The following is a 16222-nucleotide window of genomic DNA, read 5'->3' as shown; positions in this document are numbered from 1 at the left end:
CCTGTTCTAGCGAAATGCTTTCGGTAGCCGAAGACGCCGCTCGAACTCATCACGAAAGAATCGCCGGAAGACCGGGTCGCCGAAGAGAGGCCAACACGATCGGCCAATTACCGACCTCGGTCCACGACAGCACCGTAATCTCCTGTTCGGCACCGCAAGATTGGAGAAGCAGTAGTGCGCCGAGTAATAGGGCAATGATGGTGGGCCAGATCATCGCCAGTGCACCGAGAAATAGGACGAGCGCGAGCGCCCCCAACGTCTGCTGGACGAACTGACTCTGGACTTTGATCATAACGTCCTCCCTCGTTTGCTCTCCACTTGAATACATAAGTATGATTGATCTAAGGGTTGCACTATATGACATAGAGAGGAAGAATAAACAACAAGGAAAGCTATTGAGTAGGGGTAGCACTGCTGCCAGTGTTTCATGATGATACAGTTGAGCACCTGACAGGCTGCGGAGAAATCCTCCGTTCATCCTTCGAGAGCCTCAGGACGAACGGAGCGATGATTGAATATACTGAGCTTTTCCGTTCGTGCTGAACCTAATCGAAGCGCACAAATGGAGTTTTTCCTCAGCCTGCTGATAGCTGATCGGGGGAAACCATTGCGACCGCCGGGCTTCCTGAGACCTATCTTTGATCTTTTAAGGCGAGGGCCCTGGGGTCGAGTCCCAGCTGGCTCAGCAGTTTCAACCGGTCAGGATCACTCACCAAGCCCGGTTAGTACTGGTTCAGAAGCACCATGAGCCATGTGGTAGCGGTCCGTGGCACATCCAGACGAACGAACAAACAATGGTTTTACCCTCATGCAGGACCTTGTGAAAGAATTTCTTCCATGAGTCGTTCGAGATCTTGACTCATGAGATTGACATCTGTTTTGAGGAGTTCCAGCATCGCGGCTCGGTCTCGAAGGTCTCCAATGCTATAAGAGCCACCCTCGCCGAAGTAGAGGTCAATGCGCCGCTGTTCCGGTTCCGAACCTGCCTCCCCCAGACGACCGTCTTGCCGCCAGCGCCTGATGAGCGATTCGCGCAAGGAGTAGTTCTCAGGATCCTCGGGGAGCGGACGGGTCATGTGCCGCCAGACCGAGGGAGGAATCAGGGCGGATTCCTTCGGCCCAGTCCACACCTCCTGCAAGAGGTTACGTCGATGTCGGAAGTCATGGCGTGCTTCGTCGGATAAGGAAAGGGATGCGACGCCAAACCAGGTGGCCACAGCTCCGCCGAATATCTCAGCGGCCGCCGCGGCCGTTTCCATCACCGCCAGATTCAAGCCTCCCGCGACGATGCCGATCATGGCATCACCCACGATAGAGATGAGGAGTAGTCGTCGAATGTGTTTGTCGCGCTCTTCTCCCAACACTTCGGCGAGCTGATCGGCTCGTTTTTCTTCGCAATCCGCTTCCGCCGCGGTCCTGGCAACATCGAGTAACGCCAGCGCAATGCGATTCGAGATCTGTTGTTGCACGTGGAGGCGTTCGACGGCTGTGGCTACATCTCGATCCGTATTACCCTCGAGCACCGCCGCTCGCACAAGAAGGTGTTTCACGCCAATGCGCTCGGCGATACTCTGAGATTGCGGAGAGAATCGCCCAGCCAACACATCGGGATCGCCGGGCAGGATTGCTCTGTCGGCAGGAAGGCGAAATAAATGTTGATCGGTCACTCGTTGAACCAGTGAGACCGGCCCGCATCGTCGTTCGACAGCTTCGGGATGAACAAGCGGGACTTGTCCAATCGCGCAGCCAGAGGAGAGGAAAAGCAGGAGCACCCACATCAACGGTCCGACGTACATCTCTGTGCCTCCTTTCAATAATACCTAGGCAAGCCATATCTATGTATGTCGGGCTCCTCGTAACCTCTACAGCCATGGACCACGCGAGCCGAGGGAAACCTTATCGGGAGTTCAATTGCCGCATCCGTTTGATCGAGCAGTATAGGCCATAGCCTTGGGCCACCATCCCGGTCACGAGTAACCCAAGCGCCGTCGGAAGCCAGGCTGAGGCAGGGTGATCGAGCCCGTACATGCCGAGGACAAACCCAAGGGCAACCGCAACGATGCCGACTGATCGCGCGATGACGCCGCGGAGCCACCACGTATCTGTTGAGGTTTGGGGAGACCCCATGTGTTCAGTCTACAGGTGAGTAGAAAGAGGCGCAATTCGCATTGTTGACATGTTGGAACAACGGCACCTAGTATGCTGTGTTTTCAAGCAGGCTGAAGTTCATCCTAACCTCCTCGTAAGGATATGATCCCGCCATTGCCCGAGCATCAAGAGGAGAAACGTCGATCCATGGAGTTTACGGGAACAACATCCACTGAGGAGCTGCGAGAGAAGACCGACCGGAGTTTAGAGGAGGAACGTGACAAGACGGATGAATATTTGACACACCCATTTCAAACGGTCGAAGAAAAGACTCGCGAGAAAGTCCATTCGATTCGGCATGCCGCTGATCAGGCTAAAGAAAGTCAACGTGAGGCCCTGGACGACGACAAAGCACACTTCCGTGCAAGCGCCGATACTCTCCTGTCACAGATAGATGATGAACTCTTGTCTGAGGAGCGAGAACGATTCGACGAATTACAAGCGGCTGAGCGACAAGCCGTGGATCGTATTCGCGCAGAGGAAGGCGCTCAAAAGCAATTACTCGTCGGCGCACTCCTCGAACATGAACGTCAACAAACCGACAGCCATCTCCTCGATGAGCGAATCCACGAGGATAGCGAGCTTATTACGAGGGAACACTTTCTCTCCATAGTCAGTCACGATTTAAAGAACCTCCTCGCCGCTATCGGGATCAGCGCGCGTTTGATGCGAAAAAGCCTTTCCAAAGGCGAGACCGGTAGTCTTCTAGAACACCTTGGACGAATCCAACACAGCGCAGACGCCATGGGTCGAATGATAAGCGATTTGCTTGATGTAGAGCGAATGGCACAGGGCAAACTGACGCTCCACCTTGCAAGGGTCGACCTTCGATCTCTGTTACGAGAATGTCGTGAACTCTTCACCCCACTCGCGTCAAATCAGGGGCTTTCCATGAGGATTGAGGCAGGGGTTGAGCCTCTATTCGTCGACATCGATCACGATAGAATTCTTCAAGTGCTGTCAAACCTGATCGGAAATTCACTGAAGTTTACACCCAGGGGAGGCGCCATTGATCTGTCTGTGCGCAAACGAGAGACTTTCGTTGAAGTCTCGGTAACCGACAACGGACCGGGGATCTCAGCGGAGGAACAGGCCCGAATTTTCGAAAGGTTCTCTCAACTCAATGTGGCCGACCGTCAAGGGCTTGGCCTTGGGCTTTTTATAGCCAAATGGATCGTTGAAGCCCATGAGGGAGGCATTTGGGTGACATCAATTCCGGGGAATGGATCCTCATTCAGCTTCACCCTTCCATTATCCTCCGTCTAGGGCGAGGCCATTGACTTCAGTCGGCAAGGAATAAGCCATTTAGCGGCTTCAGCAACTCGACTCTTTTATCCGGCTGCCGGTTCAGTACTTCCGGTATTTGGGACTTCCACTTTTTCTGGCGCTACCCTTGCCTGCGTTCGGTGTAAGGATGCCGAACTGACCTCAGATGGGGCATAATTCGTCAACCTACGAGGCGGGCCGTGGCAATCTGGGACAATAAGCCAAAGCTCACTTCAAGACACACTTATCCTCTTTCAGGGTTCATAGGTGCTGCATGACTGAAGAATGGCGCGCGATCCTCGTCGTCGATGACGACGCCGACATGCGGGAATTGGCCCAGGACATGCTGAAAGACCGAGGTCATCAGGTCACGATGGCCGGAAGCGGTGATGAAGCTCTGAAACGATTGACCGAAACAGACCATGCAGTCGTCCTTACGGATCTTCGCATGAAAGGCATGCAAGGACTTGAGTTGCTGACTCATATCAAACGAGACCATCCCGATATCAACGTGATCCTCATGACCGCGTTTGGGTCGGTGGAAACAGCGGTCGAAGCCATGAAACACGGGGCGAGCGACTACCTTACCAAGCCGATCAAGAAAGACGAACTAATCCGGGTCGTCGAACGGGTGATGAGGGAAGCGGCCTTACGGCGGGAAGTCAGCCGGCTCAGGAGAGAAGTCCGAAAGGAATACAGCTTCCACCATATCCTGGGGAAGAGCAAGGCGATCCAGGCGGTGTTCGATTTAATCCGGCGCGTGGCCGATAGTCCGACCAACGTGCTCATCACAGGAGAAAGCGGCACCGGGAAAGAACTGGTCGCCAAAGCGATCCACTACAATAGTGACAGAAAGGATGCTCCCTTTATCCCGGTTAACTGTGCGGCGATTCCGGAGCAGCTCCTGGAAAGCGAGCTGTTCGGGCATATGAGAGGCGCCTTTACCGACGCGAAGATGGACAAGCGGGGATTGTTCGAAGAAGCACAGAAAGGCACGTTGTTTCTGGATGAGATCAGTGAGCTCCCGCTCATGCTTCAGGCGAAAATTCTTCGTGCGATTCAGGAAAAAGAAATCCGACGGGTGGGTGCGACCAAGCCCATCTCGGTGGATGTGCGCATCATCGCGGCCACCAACCTGAACCTCAGTGAAGAAGTGAGGACCAAGCGATTCCGCGAGGACCTCTATTATCGACTCAATGTGATCGAGCTGAAGTTGCCGCCGCTCCGGGAGCGACGTGAGGATATTCCGCTCCTGGTAGAGGCCTTTCTCAAGAAGTGCGGAGAGGCGCGAGGAAAGGAGGTCAAGGGTGTCAGTGAGGCCGCCCTCGCGATGTTGATGGACTATACCTGGCCCGGTAACGTGCGAGAACTGGAGAATGTCGTCGAACGGGCTGTGACGCTCAGCCGGGGGGAGAAGATTTCTCCGGATGATCTGCCCTCGGCGGTGCAAGGAGCCCGTGGCGACCGGCGTGTACTGGACGAAGCATCCGAGCAAACTCTGCCGTTGCATGAGCTCGAGAAAGAGTACATTAAGAAGATTCTCGAAAAGACCGGGGGGAATAAATATCAGGCCGCTCACGCCCTTGGCATCGACCGCAAGACCCTGTATCGTAAACTCGCCGAAATCGAGGGCAAGCCTCATCCGGAGGAATGACGCGCGTCTTTCGGTCATGGAAAAGCGAGATCGCACAACAACAGTGACCGGTGACGCCGAACGCACCATGCGCTGGACGAGTACGCATGGCGCGAGACAAGCCTGCCGAAGCACAGGCAATCACAGGATGACCGTAGCCTGCTATTGAGGAACCCGTGATGGGGAGACACGAGGCGCAATCGACCTCAGATACAGGTGACGCTAGAGGCGACCGTCAAAAGGCGGAGCAACAGCTCCTCGTCAGCCAACTTAGGCTGGAAGGCATCGTTGAATCTGCGATGGACGCGATTATCACCGTCAATGAGGACCAACGAGTGGTGTTGTTCAACCGAGCTGCCGAACGGATGTTCGGTTGTTCTATCGAGGATGCCATCGGCAAGCCGCTCGATCGATTCTTGCCCGCCAGCTTCCGCGAAGCACACCATCACCAAGTTCAGGATTTCGGGCACTCCGGTGTCACGAGTCGGAAAATGGGTCGCTTAGGCTCCGTGTCGGGGCTGCGAGCCGATGGTGAAGAGTTTCCGATTGAGGCCGCTATTTCGCATATCGTCGTAGAGGGACAAACATACTATACCGTCATTCTCCGAGACATCACCGAACGTAGGCGTGCTGAACGCTTGCTGCGCCAAAGCGAAGAACGTTACCGGCGTCTGATTGCCATCTCACCCTATGCGATCCTCGTGAATCGGGGCAACCGGATCATCTTTGCTAATGACCAGGCGATCAAGTTGTTCGGGGCAGTGAAGGCAGAGGAGATCCTCGATAAGTCGCCCATGGACCTGTTCCATGCCGATGACCATGACATCGTTCGACAGCGGATCGACGAACTGTTTGAAGAAGGGGCACAAGGGCTCATCCTTGAGGAGAAAATCGAAACGCTCGACGGAAGGACTGCGCATGTAGAAGTCAGTGGAGCTCGATTTGTCGACGAAGAGGGACCGGCAATTTTGATCATGCTCCGAGATGTCAGCGAGAGGAAACGGCTTCAAGAACAATTGCGGAGGACTGAGCGGGTCGCTGAACTTGGGACGCTGGCGTCCGGCATGGCGCACGAAATCGGGACGCCGATGAACGTGATTCTTGGTCGAGCTGAATATCTGATGGATCGTGTGACGGAGGAGCCGATCAAAAGAGGCCTTCAGACGATCATCACGCAGGTTGAGCGGATTACGCGGGTGATGAATCAACTGCTCTCGTTTGCTCGTCGCAAAGCTCCGCTGCGCGTTCCGCTTGACCTCAAAAAAGTGATCGAGGACAGCATCGAGATGTTTCAGGAGCGTCTCGCAACGAATCAGATTCGGGTCGACATGGAAATGGTCGACCCTTGCCCCATGGTGTTGGCCGACGCGGACCAGATAAGCCAAGTCCTGATCAACCTCATCATGAACGCCCTCCATGCGATGCCGGAAGGAGGCACGCTTCGAGTCGGTTTGGAGCCGGAGCAAGCGATGGTGAAACTCACGATCGCTGATACCGGTCACGGAATTCCGTCGGAGGTCATCAGGAGGATCTACGATCCCTTCTTTACCACGAAGGAGTTCGGGAAAGGAACCGGCCTGGGGTTGACCGTGGTGAAAGGGATCATTGAAGAACACCAAGGTTCCATTGCTGTAGAGAGCAAGGAAAGGAGCGGAACCCTCTTTACCGTCCTGCTGCCGATGAGCCAATAGTCAGAGCACTGTAGCATCTTGCACCGGCCAGCCTCTTTCCGATCGTGGTGTTTATCACCACTGTAGGTTTGTCCAAATTCGCCATCATCAGAATATCTTGAATTCATGGGCATCTTGGGTGCCCGCTAATCGGCATCTTCTTTGCTTGAAGCCTCATAATATGTATGCTGATGGAGTCGCGTAAGGGAGGGGAAAGAGGATGGCGTTGGTGGAAAACAGAACAACAGCCAGGGTCCTGATCGTCGAGGACGACCGAGAGATGCGCAACTTGCTGTGCGATGAATTTTGCGGAATGGGGTACCAGCTGCGCGAAGCGAGGAATGGAGACGAAGCATTTGTGGCGGTCCTGCAATCCGAACCGGATCTGATCCTTACCGACCTGCGCATGCCGGCGGGAGGAGATGACTACATCAGCCGGCTCCGGACAGTAGCGCCCAAGTGTCCCATTGTCGTCATCACCGCGTTCGGCGACGCGACCCTGAAAGCGCAGGTAGTGAAAGCTGGTGCGAGCGCCTACTTCGACAAGCCGGTCCGCATTGCAGACCTCAAGAACTGTGTGCAACAATTGCTCGACCACAAGCAGGGAGCTGAGAGTTGATGGCATATGACGTATGGCGGAAATGAAGAAACGCCGATGGTTTCGGCCGTGACCTTCGTTTTCATGGCATAGACCATCAACCACCTTCCGTAAGCTCTTCATGTTGGGGAGCGAGCTCATCGTGTCCGATGCACAAATCCCCGCAGAACCTTTGTCGGTCGATCCCGTCATTACCGCACGAGTCGAAGCGATTAAGCAATTAGCACAGGGACTGTCCGATCGTGTGGCGGTCATGGACCGATCGTTCAACGTCGTGTACGCGAACGACGCGGCGTGGTCAGCGGACCAAGCTGCAAAAAGTAACCGGTCTCACGCCAAGTGCTACGAAGCGTTTGCGCACCGGACGGACCCTTGCGGGACTTGTCCGGCCATAAAGGTGTTTGAGGCGCCTGGGGTGGAGTGCGTGTCCTGTTCGAGTGGAGGAGACGGCACGGCCTGCGGGATGAGGCAGGCGTTTCCCTTAGCTTCGAGTCGAGGCGAGGTCGGCTCCATGCTGGTGCTGTTTAAGAAGGAGCCGGCTCCGACGACGCGAGAGGTGATGCCTGCGGAAACGGAACACCCCCCCTCTGCCGTGCGAGAATCGCTGGGTGGCCTGATCGGCCGGAGTCCGGCCATGCAGCAGCTTTTCGACATGACCAGCCTGGTGGCGGACAGTTCGGCGGCCGTTCTCGTTCAAGGGGAGAGCGGAACGGGAAAAGAACTCCTGGCGAAAACGATTCATGGGCTCAGCAACCGGAGGGATCGACCATTTGTCGTGATTGATTGCGGTTCGTTGCCCGAGACGTTGCTCGAAAGCGAACTGTTTGGGCATGTCAAAGGAGCCTTCACCGGGGCGGTGGCAAACAAGCGCGGCCTGTTCGAGGAGGCTGAAAGAGGAACAATCTTTCTTGATGAGATCGCCGATACCACGCCGACCTTTCAGGCGAAGCTGCTCCGTGTTCTGCAAGAGGGCGAGATCAAACCGGTCGGCGGAACGCGAACAATCAAGATTCACGCACGTGTCATCTCTGCCTCGAACAAGGATCTGGCTGAACTGGTGGTGGCCAAGACGTTTCGGCAGGATCTTTACTATCGACTGGCCGTGCTGCCGCTTTCTTTGCCGGCGCTTCGGGAGAGGCGGGAAGACATCCCGCTGTTAGTCCAGCACTTCGTCGCCGCTTCCTGCGCTCGACACCACCAAGCGGTGCGGCAGGTTGCGGAAAAAACGATGCGGGCTATGCGTGACGCTCCTTGGCCCGGCAATGTCCGACAATTGCAACATTACATCGAACGGGCTGTGGTAACGACCGCCGGGCCATGGCTTGTGTGCGATGACTTGGTTTCAGGGGGCGTCGTTCCTGAACGCGAAAGTTTACGGTCCGCGTCACGCGGGGCTGTGGCTCAGACCGAGCGCTCTCGGATCGTGGACGCGTTGCAAAAAACTGCAGGAAACCGATTGAAAGCAGCCAAGTTGCTGAAAATCAGCCGAGCGAGTCTCTACAACAAACTCCGTGCCTATAGTATCGAATAGCCGTTTGTCTGCCCCTTTCCGCCTCTTTCCCCGGTCGTAACTGTCCAGGACTCTAGATAGTCCAACCCATTGGAATCTTGAACAAGGGCCCTCCTGTATGTCGGAACTGTCCAGATGCTTAGATTTTCTGGCCCGCAGAAACGATCCTGACCGGATGAAGATGTTCAGGATTGCCGCTTCACTCAATGCCAATGCTCGATCTTGATTCCCGCGCACGAACCTTGCTCATCTCACACAGCAGTCGTTGAGCTGTTTGACTGAGAAACAGATTTACCCTCTGCAAATGGCTCAGGGCTTGGCATGAGGAAGTTTCACCGTCACTGCCTGACAAATCCCGCGGGCCTCGATAAGAACGGATCGTGCTCACGTTGCAATATGTGACCGATCAGAAAATGGGGCCGTTTCAGCGCGCATTCTCGAACCTGAAGGACGCCTTCGCCTGCCTCGGGCCGGACGCCTTGATACACCGGGCTAGGGCGGAGCGGGCATCGATCGGCGGCTCTATGACATCGGGGTCCGATGCGATGTCGGATCATCCCACATTACAATTCCTCGCGGGAGCCGGCGGTGCGTCTCTCAATCGCCATTCCTGAGGCTCAGGTGGTCGAAGCTCCGGCTTTGCTCGGGCTGGTCCGAATGGCGCCGACCTACGACGTAGAGGCTGATGAAGAAGGCGCGCTGTACGTTGCCCTCTTCGATGATTTTCCAAAGTCGGCCGAGACCGTTGCTCGATTGCTCGAGGAAGCCTGGGACCTGCATCACGTTAAGATTCTGCTCGAAGATAGACCCGTCGCGAGCCGGATCAACTTCTACATCGCCCTCCGATGCTATCAGGAAAGTCTCGGCGCGCCGAATGCGGTCGCCTATTGTCTTCAGCAGTCGGCCAAAGTAGGTGCTGACGGAGGTTGTCCTGATCGATCCTGTCTGTCTCACTGTCAGTTTATTTGTTCGAGATGTGTAGGAGTATCGCACGATCGACCAGCCAGTCCGGTTCCGATTCAGCTCATGGAACTGGCACGCCACGCGGAAGTGGACTGGTGTCCGAACCTGCACCTTACAAAGGTGAAGGTGTGAGCAGTCAGTCGACGGTTGGGGGCTCATTACGTCTATGAACCTACAAACGGCAGTCCACGTGTCGGGTCGGCGCAGCTTCTGAGGTCGGCAAAGCCGGAGGGCCTGCTGACGATCGGCCTCAGTCCACTGCTCCACAGTGGCTTTGCGGGTTTGCAGAAAGCCCGCCAAGCTGGTGAGCACGGCTTGGATGGCTGACTGCTTGGCGTGCAGGCTGGTGATGGTGAGGCGGGTTTGTCCGGCATGGTGTGTTTGTGTGGCGACGCCATGCACCAAGAGGGCGATGGAACGGATCTTATGGTCACCAGAGATCTGTGGGGCATGGCGGAGGGCGTCGCGCTCGTCGGCGAGATCGGATTGGAATTCAAGCGGTGGAGTTCCAGCGCCGCCGAGGGTTTGGCTAATTTGGAGGGGCCAGCTAAGGTGCAGATGACCATGCTCACCGCCAGTGTGTCTCCCAAGGTGAAGTTCAGGCAGGGAACCGATCTCCAGCCCTGGATTATTCCAGCCGGGTTGGATTTCCACGTCATCAGCCCGACATCGAGTCAGATCAATTATTTGGATATCGGGGTTCAGTTCGGCGGGGGTGCTGAGTTTCGCGTGTGGTAAGAGTTGTGGCTGGGTCTCGACAGCCGATTCCACCTGGCCTCCGGTCAAACCAACACGGTGAACAATTTCTGGACGGCCGGTATCTATGCGGCCGTTGGGTTTTAAGGATACTGTAATCACAAGACGGCCTCAGGGATGCTGAAGGGCAATCGTCGTTCTATAGCCGTTGCAATAGCGTAGTGACGACCGTAGGCCGATACATGATACTTTTTCCTGCCCTGATAGGCGGCGTGCATCATGGGGACGAACTCGTCCCCATGCGTGCTGCCGACGCGACAGAAACAATCACTGCCACGAACATGAAAAGTAGCCGACGGACGCGCTTGCACAAACTTATTAACGCTTCGATCTTGCCCCGTCATGCCCCATTTTGCCGATAGACACCGTCCAAGATCTTGGACAGCATAACGCTTTGATTTCTTTCCATAGACACATTGAAATTCCCGTTGTTGTCTCATTCCGTAGAAGAATTCCTCAAATTGAAATAATTCCTTCTCCACAGTCGAACATTCTGTAACTCCGCGTTACAACGAAAAGAATCGAGGCAGAGCGACCTGTTGCCGTGGAAAGGCACGACGCTTGCCCTATGAAAAAGTTGCTGGTGAGGGTTTGGGTGATTTTGGACCGGCCTCCGAATGACCCATTCCTTCGTAAGAAGGAACCCTTCACCAGCTCTTAATCCTCCCGAGATAAGAGGCCGGAAGTGGTTCGGAGGCCGGGTCCTAATCCCAATAGCAATAATGAAATGATGAAGAGGACGAGTGAAATGCCTATCAAGGAGCAGACATCAACAACCCGCCCGATGAGGCGAATATACCAGGGAGAGGAGGCCGAGATATGAGGTCCACTCAGTTTGAACAGAGTCGGAGACGGAGGAGAGCCGAGATGATGCGGCGATTCCAAGGCCTGGCGTTGGCGAGTAGCCTCGCCTTCGCGCCGATAGGATTCGCGGCAGAGCGGCACAATCATCACGCAGATGCGGGACAGGCGTCGTCGGAAAAGGTCATCTATCGTGAAGGCGGGTCGATCCTGCACGACCGCATGATGGACGAGGTCAAGCGACAGCAAGAATTCATCAGAGAGAAGGGCGGGTACACGAGCGGCGCCAACAGCCACATGCTCCAACAGGGTGTGTTGCTGGTAGCAGAAGACCCGTCCAAGGTGGCGGTGAACAACGGGCAGCGCTGCCCGGCCAATGTGCCGGTAAAAGAGTATCACGTCTCAGCCATCAACGTCGAAATCACCCTGAGCCGATTCCTCGATTATTTCCCCGGTTATATGTACGTGTTGACCGAAAACGTGGAGAAGGCGCGGGGAGAGGAAACAGCCAACAGGGAGGCGCGTGAGAAAGAGAATGACCCCGGTGCGATATCGAACGGCCTGCAAGGTGATGTCATCCAGCCGCTCGTAATCCGCGCGAACCAGGGAGATTGTCTTAAACTCACCCTGCACAATGACATCCCGGATGAAGCGACGAATCTTGTCATCAATGGCTCGTCGATGGTCGTGTCGTCCAGCGGCAAGCCGGCGACGCCGTCGAACGCGGACACGACTGTGGCGTCGGGCAAGCAGCAGAGCTTCGAATGGTACATCAGGCCCGACACGCAGGAAGGGGCGCGGTTCTTCCGCTCACACGCCTCACGCGAGCAGTTCAATCAGGGCTTGATCGGCATGCTCGTCGTGGAGCCGCGCGGCTCCCGGTACTTGAGTCCATTCGACGGCAAGCCGATGCCCAGCGGCTGGGAAGCGATGATTGAAGATCCGAACGGCGCGGATTTCCGCGAATTCGCAATCTTCTATCATGAGGCGGGAGACGAAGCCTTCCGCCTCTTGAACAAGAAGGGCGAAATGTTGCCTCAGCGCGATCCTCACACCGACTCGTACCGTCCTGGTGCGCGGCTGCTGAACTATCGCAGCGAGCCGCACGGCTCACGCCTGGAACTGCAAGCCCACATGGGCTTCTATGCCGATGAGTCCATGGGCTACGGGTCGTACACGTTCGGGGATCCGGCCACGACCATTCCTCGGTCGTATCTCGGCGATCCGGCCAAATTCCGGATGGCGGGCGGGTCGGAAATCGTCCACTCCCACCATCTGCACGGCGGGTCCATCCGCTGGGCCAGACAGCCGGGAAACAGCAATCTGGACTTCGCTGCGTCGAAGAACGGACCGGTGAAGTTTCCGCTCATCAGCGACACCTCGGATCGTGTCGATGTGCAATCCATCGGTCCGACGGAGATCTACGATCAGGTGATCGAGGGTGGGTCCGGCGGCTTGCAGGCCTTAGCCGGGGAGTTCGTGTTCCATTGCCACATTCCTCAGCACTATGTGACCGGCATGTGGGGGTTTTGGCGCGTGTACAACTCGCTGCAGGCGCCTGGCTTTCAGACCGACGTGATGAAGCCGCTGGTTGAATTGCCCGATCGAATCGGCCGCATGAAGATGGGAGTCGGCAGCGAAAAGCTCGTCGGTACGACGGTGGACTGGTACGGCGGCAAGAAGTTCGAAATCACCAAAGATAAGACCGATTGGAAGGCCAATCCGGCCAGGGTGTCCGTGAAGGATTGGGTGGAGATGCAATTGCCGCCGCAAGGCAAGCCGGGACACAAGAACACGGAGAAGGAGCAGTCCCTGGCCTACGACTCCACAGTGAACGACTGGGCTTGGAACGGTACTCAGGCGATGACCGAGCCTGAAACCGCGTACGAATGGGTGAACTATAAGTCGGCGACGCCGGGCAAGCGGCAGGAGATCCTCTTCGATCCTCGGAGCGGAAAAGTCTCGTGGCCGTGGCTGCGGCCTCATCTCGGCCGGCGCGTGCCTTTCTCGCCGAGCCACAGCGGCGCACCTTGGTTGGAGCCGATCCATCGTCGCGATGACGGCAGTAATTCGACCGAGCCGGCCAAGCCGGGCGAGAACGGGCCCTGGAGCCTCTGCCCGCAAGGGGCGCCCCTCAAGGAGTTCAACATCCACGCGATCACATTGCCGGTCACGCTGAAAAAGGCGACGGCCAAGACGCCGGCGATCGTGGATCCGGACGCATTGCTCTATGTGCTGCATGAAGAGGAGGCCGAGGTTCGAAACAATCCAGCCAAGCAGATGCCGTTGGTGATCCGCGGCAGCGTGCAGGACTGCGTCGACGTCGTGTATAAGAGCGAACTCAAGGACGACCAGCGGCAAGGGTTCTCGAGCAAGACGAACCTGCATCCGCATATGTTCCAATTCGATACGCAGGCCTCCGACGGACCGATCATCGGTTTCTCCTACGAGATGTCGTTGCGACCCTTCACGATCCTGAAGGATGAGCATCCCGGCAAGGGGATGCCGGTGCCGATGAATACGACGATCGAAGCCGACGTGGCGAAGGGGACGACGACCATCACGGTCAAGAATGCGTCGCGCTTTCACGTGAAGACTGAACTCGGGGTGGGAATGGACGAAGTGGGCCGGTTTGAGTCGGCTCGGATCAGTAAGATCGACGGCAACCACATCACGTTCGAGCGCCCGCTGAAGTATCACCATAAGAAGGGCGAGATCGTCTCGGTTGAATGGATCCGCGAACGGTGGTATGTGGATGCCGATTTCGGGACCACCTTCTGGCATGACCATGTGTTCGGATTGGACTCGTGGGGCCACGGGCAGTTCGCGACGTTCATCGCTGAGCCGCCCCGGTCCACCTATCATGATCCAGTGACCGGCAAGGAAATCCGTAGCGGACCCATAGCCGATATTCACACCACGGAACCGGTGTCCGCGCATATCACCGGCTCGTTCCGCGAGATCGTGACGCATGTCATGGATTCCAATCCTCGGGCTGCAGAATTGATCACAACCGACAATCCTCAGGCGAAAGCCGGTGCGATTTCTGTGGACGGGACGCCCTCCGCGGTGTATCCGGCCAAGCTCAATGTGTCGCCGATGAAGTTCCTGAGCGGCGGTGAAGCGACCACCGGAAGTGGGTACAACATGCGTGTGGAGCCTCTTTCGGTCCGGTTGGCGAACAATCCCGATCCGTCACAGCTGTTCAACAGCCGGATTCATGGAGATCCTGAAACGCCGATGCTCAGAGCTTATCTGGGTGATCCGGTGGTGGTCCGGTTGCTCGAAGGGTCGGCGAACGAAGTCCATTCCTGGCACATCAGCGGCCATTGGTTCCCGATGGAACGATACAGCAAAAACTCCATACCACGGAGCACGCTGCACGTAGTCATCGGGGAGCGGTATGACGCGGCCATTCCGGCCGCAGGCGGACCGCAGCAGATGGCTGGCGACTATCTGTACCACAGCGGTCGCGCGTCGCATTTTGCGGAAGGCAGTTGGGGACTCTTCCGGATCTTGGACAAGGTCGACGGTACCTTGCAGCCGCTGCCGGGCCGAACCGAGATTCCACAGCCTGCCAAATCAGTCTGTCCTGCCGACGCTCCGATAAAAAGCTTCAACGTCTCCGCCATCGATAAGGGGATCCGTTACAACAAAGGAACGCCCGGTGTGATGGAGGTGGACCTTGAACGAAAGATGGTGTTGGGGAACGAAACCGGCAAGATGTATGTGCTCGAAGGCGAGAAGACGAAAGTCGCTTCGGGAAGTCTTGAGCCGAGTCCGTTGACCCTCCATGTCAACGTCGGCGACTGCATCAAGGTCAATCTCAAGAACGACATGGCCAGGGAGCGGGCCGGGTTCCACGTGGACAATCTGGCGTACGATCCGAAAGAGTCGATGGGCATCAACGTCGGTAACAACCCTGGCGATCAGTCGGTCGCACCGGGACAAAGCCGGACCTACACGTTCTACGCCCATCCGGAATTTGGGGAAAACGCGGCTCTGATCCAGGATTGGGGTAACGTGATCGAGAACCCGCGGAACGGGCTCTTCGGAGCGATTATCATCGGTCCGAGGGGATCGCAGTATCGCGATCCGGTCAGCGGCGAGGACCTCGCGCAGAAGAGCTCATGGCGCGCCGATGTGCTGGTGGATCGCAACGCGCCGGGGAACGAAACCAAGCAGAACTACCGGTCGTTCGCGCTGCTGTTCCAGGACGAAGATAACCAAATCGGCACCAGCTTCATGCCGTACATCCAAAAGGTGGCCGGCGTGACGGCGGTGAACTATCGGTCGGAGCCGACCGATTACCGGACCGAGAAGGGCTGTGCGTATAGCGAAGTGTTCGTCTGCGTCAAAACGGGCGATCAGCCGGTGACACCGACCATCGCGGCGCACGTCGGGGATCCGGTCGTCATTCACGTCCTAGGTGCCTTCAGCGAGCAGGTGCAGCTCTTTAGCGTTTCGGGCCATGAATGGAAACATGAGCCTTATTTGGCGGGAGCGGATCTCGTGAGCACCATGGAGTTTGGTGGGTCCGAGGTCATAAACGCCTGGCTCAATGGTGGAGCGGGAGGGCCGAACGGAATTCCCGGCGACTATCTCTGGCTCAACCAACGCCCCGGGTATCTCGATGCCGGTCACTGGGGGATGCTGAGGGTCCTGAGTCGTGACAGTCGCACAATCCTACCGTTAGGCAGTCAGGTTCCGGCTACCCAACAGGCCGGAGACCAGACTCCTGCGCAGTCCATACCGGTGTCCCTGCAGGCTAAGTAGGCCTCAATTGGAGACCTAACAGGCGGGGGAGCCAGGCCAGGTGAGGGTCGGGTTCCCCCGTTCCGTTGTCGGCCGTGAACAGTGTCTTGAACCCATCTGAT

13 protein-coding genes are annotated in these 16222 nt (G+C 56.7%); 9 read left to right on the top strand and 4 right to left on the bottom strand.

Annotated elements, in window-relative coordinates; all coding sequences use genetic code 11:
* Positions 1 to 49: 49 nt before the first annotated feature.
* The 3 genes from P0119_05420 to P0119_05410 form a co-directional block, all read right to left on the bottom strand.
* Positions 50 to 292 (bottom strand): hypothetical protein, encoded by a 243-nt coding sequence (locus tag P0119_05420; GenBank protein MDF0665503.1) that lies wholly within the window; start codon positions 290 to 292, stop codon positions 50 to 52.
* A 514-nt stretch (positions 293 to 806) separates the two neighbouring features.
* Positions 807 to 1796 carry a hypothetical protein gene (locus tag P0119_05415; GenBank protein ID MDF0665502.1) on the bottom strand — a complete coding sequence of 330 codons (990 nt, stop codon included), beginning with the start codon at positions 1794 to 1796 and terminating at the stop codon, positions 807 to 809.
* A gap of 100 nt (positions 1797 to 1896) precedes the next feature.
* Positions 1897 to 2127 (bottom strand): hypothetical protein, encoded by a 231-nt coding sequence (locus tag P0119_05410; GenBank protein ID MDF0665501.1) that lies wholly within the window; start codon positions 2125 to 2127, stop codon positions 1897 to 1899.
* Between the two features lie 123 nt (positions 2128 to 2250).
* Here P0119_05410 and P0119_05405 point away from each other — a divergent pair, with 123 nt between their 5' ends.
* The 8 genes from P0119_05405 to P0119_05370 all read left to right on the top strand — a co-directional run bounded on the left by P0119_05405 (position 2251) and on the right by P0119_05370 (position 10526).
* Positions 2251 to 3414, top strand: coding sequence for an ATP-binding protein (locus P0119_05405; protein MDF0665500.1), 1164 nt, complete (start codon positions 2251 to 2253; stop codon positions 3412 to 3414).
* Positions 3415 to 3688: 274 nt separating this feature from the next.
* Positions 3689 to 5068, top strand: coding sequence for a sigma-54 dependent transcriptional regulator (locus P0119_05400; protein ID MDF0665499.1), 1380 nt, complete (start codon positions 3689 to 3691; stop codon positions 5066 to 5068).
* A 158-nt stretch (positions 5069 to 5226) separates the two neighbouring features.
* A complete protein-coding gene (locus P0119_05395; GenBank protein ID MDF0665498.1) occupies positions 5227 to 6738 on the top strand; it encodes a PAS domain S-box protein in 1512 nt (503 codons plus the stop codon).
* Between the two features lie 208 nt (positions 6739 to 6946).
* Positions 6947 to 7336 (top strand): response regulator, encoded by a 390-nt coding sequence (locus tag P0119_05390; protein MDF0665497.1) that lies wholly within the window; start codon positions 6947 to 6949, stop codon positions 7334 to 7336.
* Between the two features lie 121 nt (positions 7337 to 7457).
* A complete protein-coding gene (locus P0119_05385) occupies positions 7458 to 8846 on the top strand; it encodes a sigma-54 dependent transcriptional regulator (protein ID MDF0665496.1) in 1389 nt (462 codons plus the stop codon).
* Between the two features lie 359 nt (positions 8847 to 9205).
* Positions 9206 to 9439: a hypothetical protein gene (locus tag P0119_05380; GenBank protein MDF0665495.1), complete on the top strand. Its 234-nt coding sequence runs from the start codon at positions 9206 to 9208 to the stop codon at positions 9437 to 9439.
* Positions 9414 to 9920, top strand: coding sequence for a hypothetical protein (locus tag P0119_05375; protein ID MDF0665494.1), 507 nt, complete (start codon positions 9414 to 9416; stop codon positions 9918 to 9920). Before P0119_05380 ends, P0119_05375 begins: the two co-directional genes overlap by 26 nt.
* A 264-nt stretch (positions 9921 to 10184) precedes the next feature.
* Positions 10185 to 10526 (top strand): hypothetical protein, encoded by a 342-nt coding sequence (locus P0119_05370; GenBank protein MDF0665493.1) that lies wholly within the window; start codon positions 10185 to 10187, stop codon positions 10524 to 10526.
* A gap of 116 nt (positions 10527 to 10642) precedes the next feature.
* Here P0119_05370 and P0119_05365 read toward each other — a convergent pair whose 3' ends face one another.
* Positions 10643 to 11026 (bottom strand): hypothetical protein, encoded by a 384-nt coding sequence (locus P0119_05365; protein ID MDF0665492.1) that lies wholly within the window; start codon positions 11024 to 11026, stop codon positions 10643 to 10645.
* 385 nt (positions 11027 to 11411) lie between these two features.
* Between P0119_05365 and P0119_05360 the strand changes: the two genes are divergently transcribed.
* Complete coding sequence (locus P0119_05360) at positions 11412 to 16121, top strand: multicopper oxidase domain-containing protein (GenBank protein ID MDF0665491.1); 4710 nt, start codon at positions 11412 to 11414, stop codon at positions 16119 to 16121.
* Positions 16122 to 16222: the final 101 nt, after the last annotated feature.

The sequence above is a fragment of the Nitrospira sp. genome (assembly GCA_029194665.1).
Taxonomy (GTDB): domain Bacteria; phylum Nitrospirota; class Nitrospiria; order Nitrospirales; family Nitrospiraceae; genus Nitrospira_D.
This window is presented reverse-complemented; position numbering and strand designations above follow the sequence as displayed.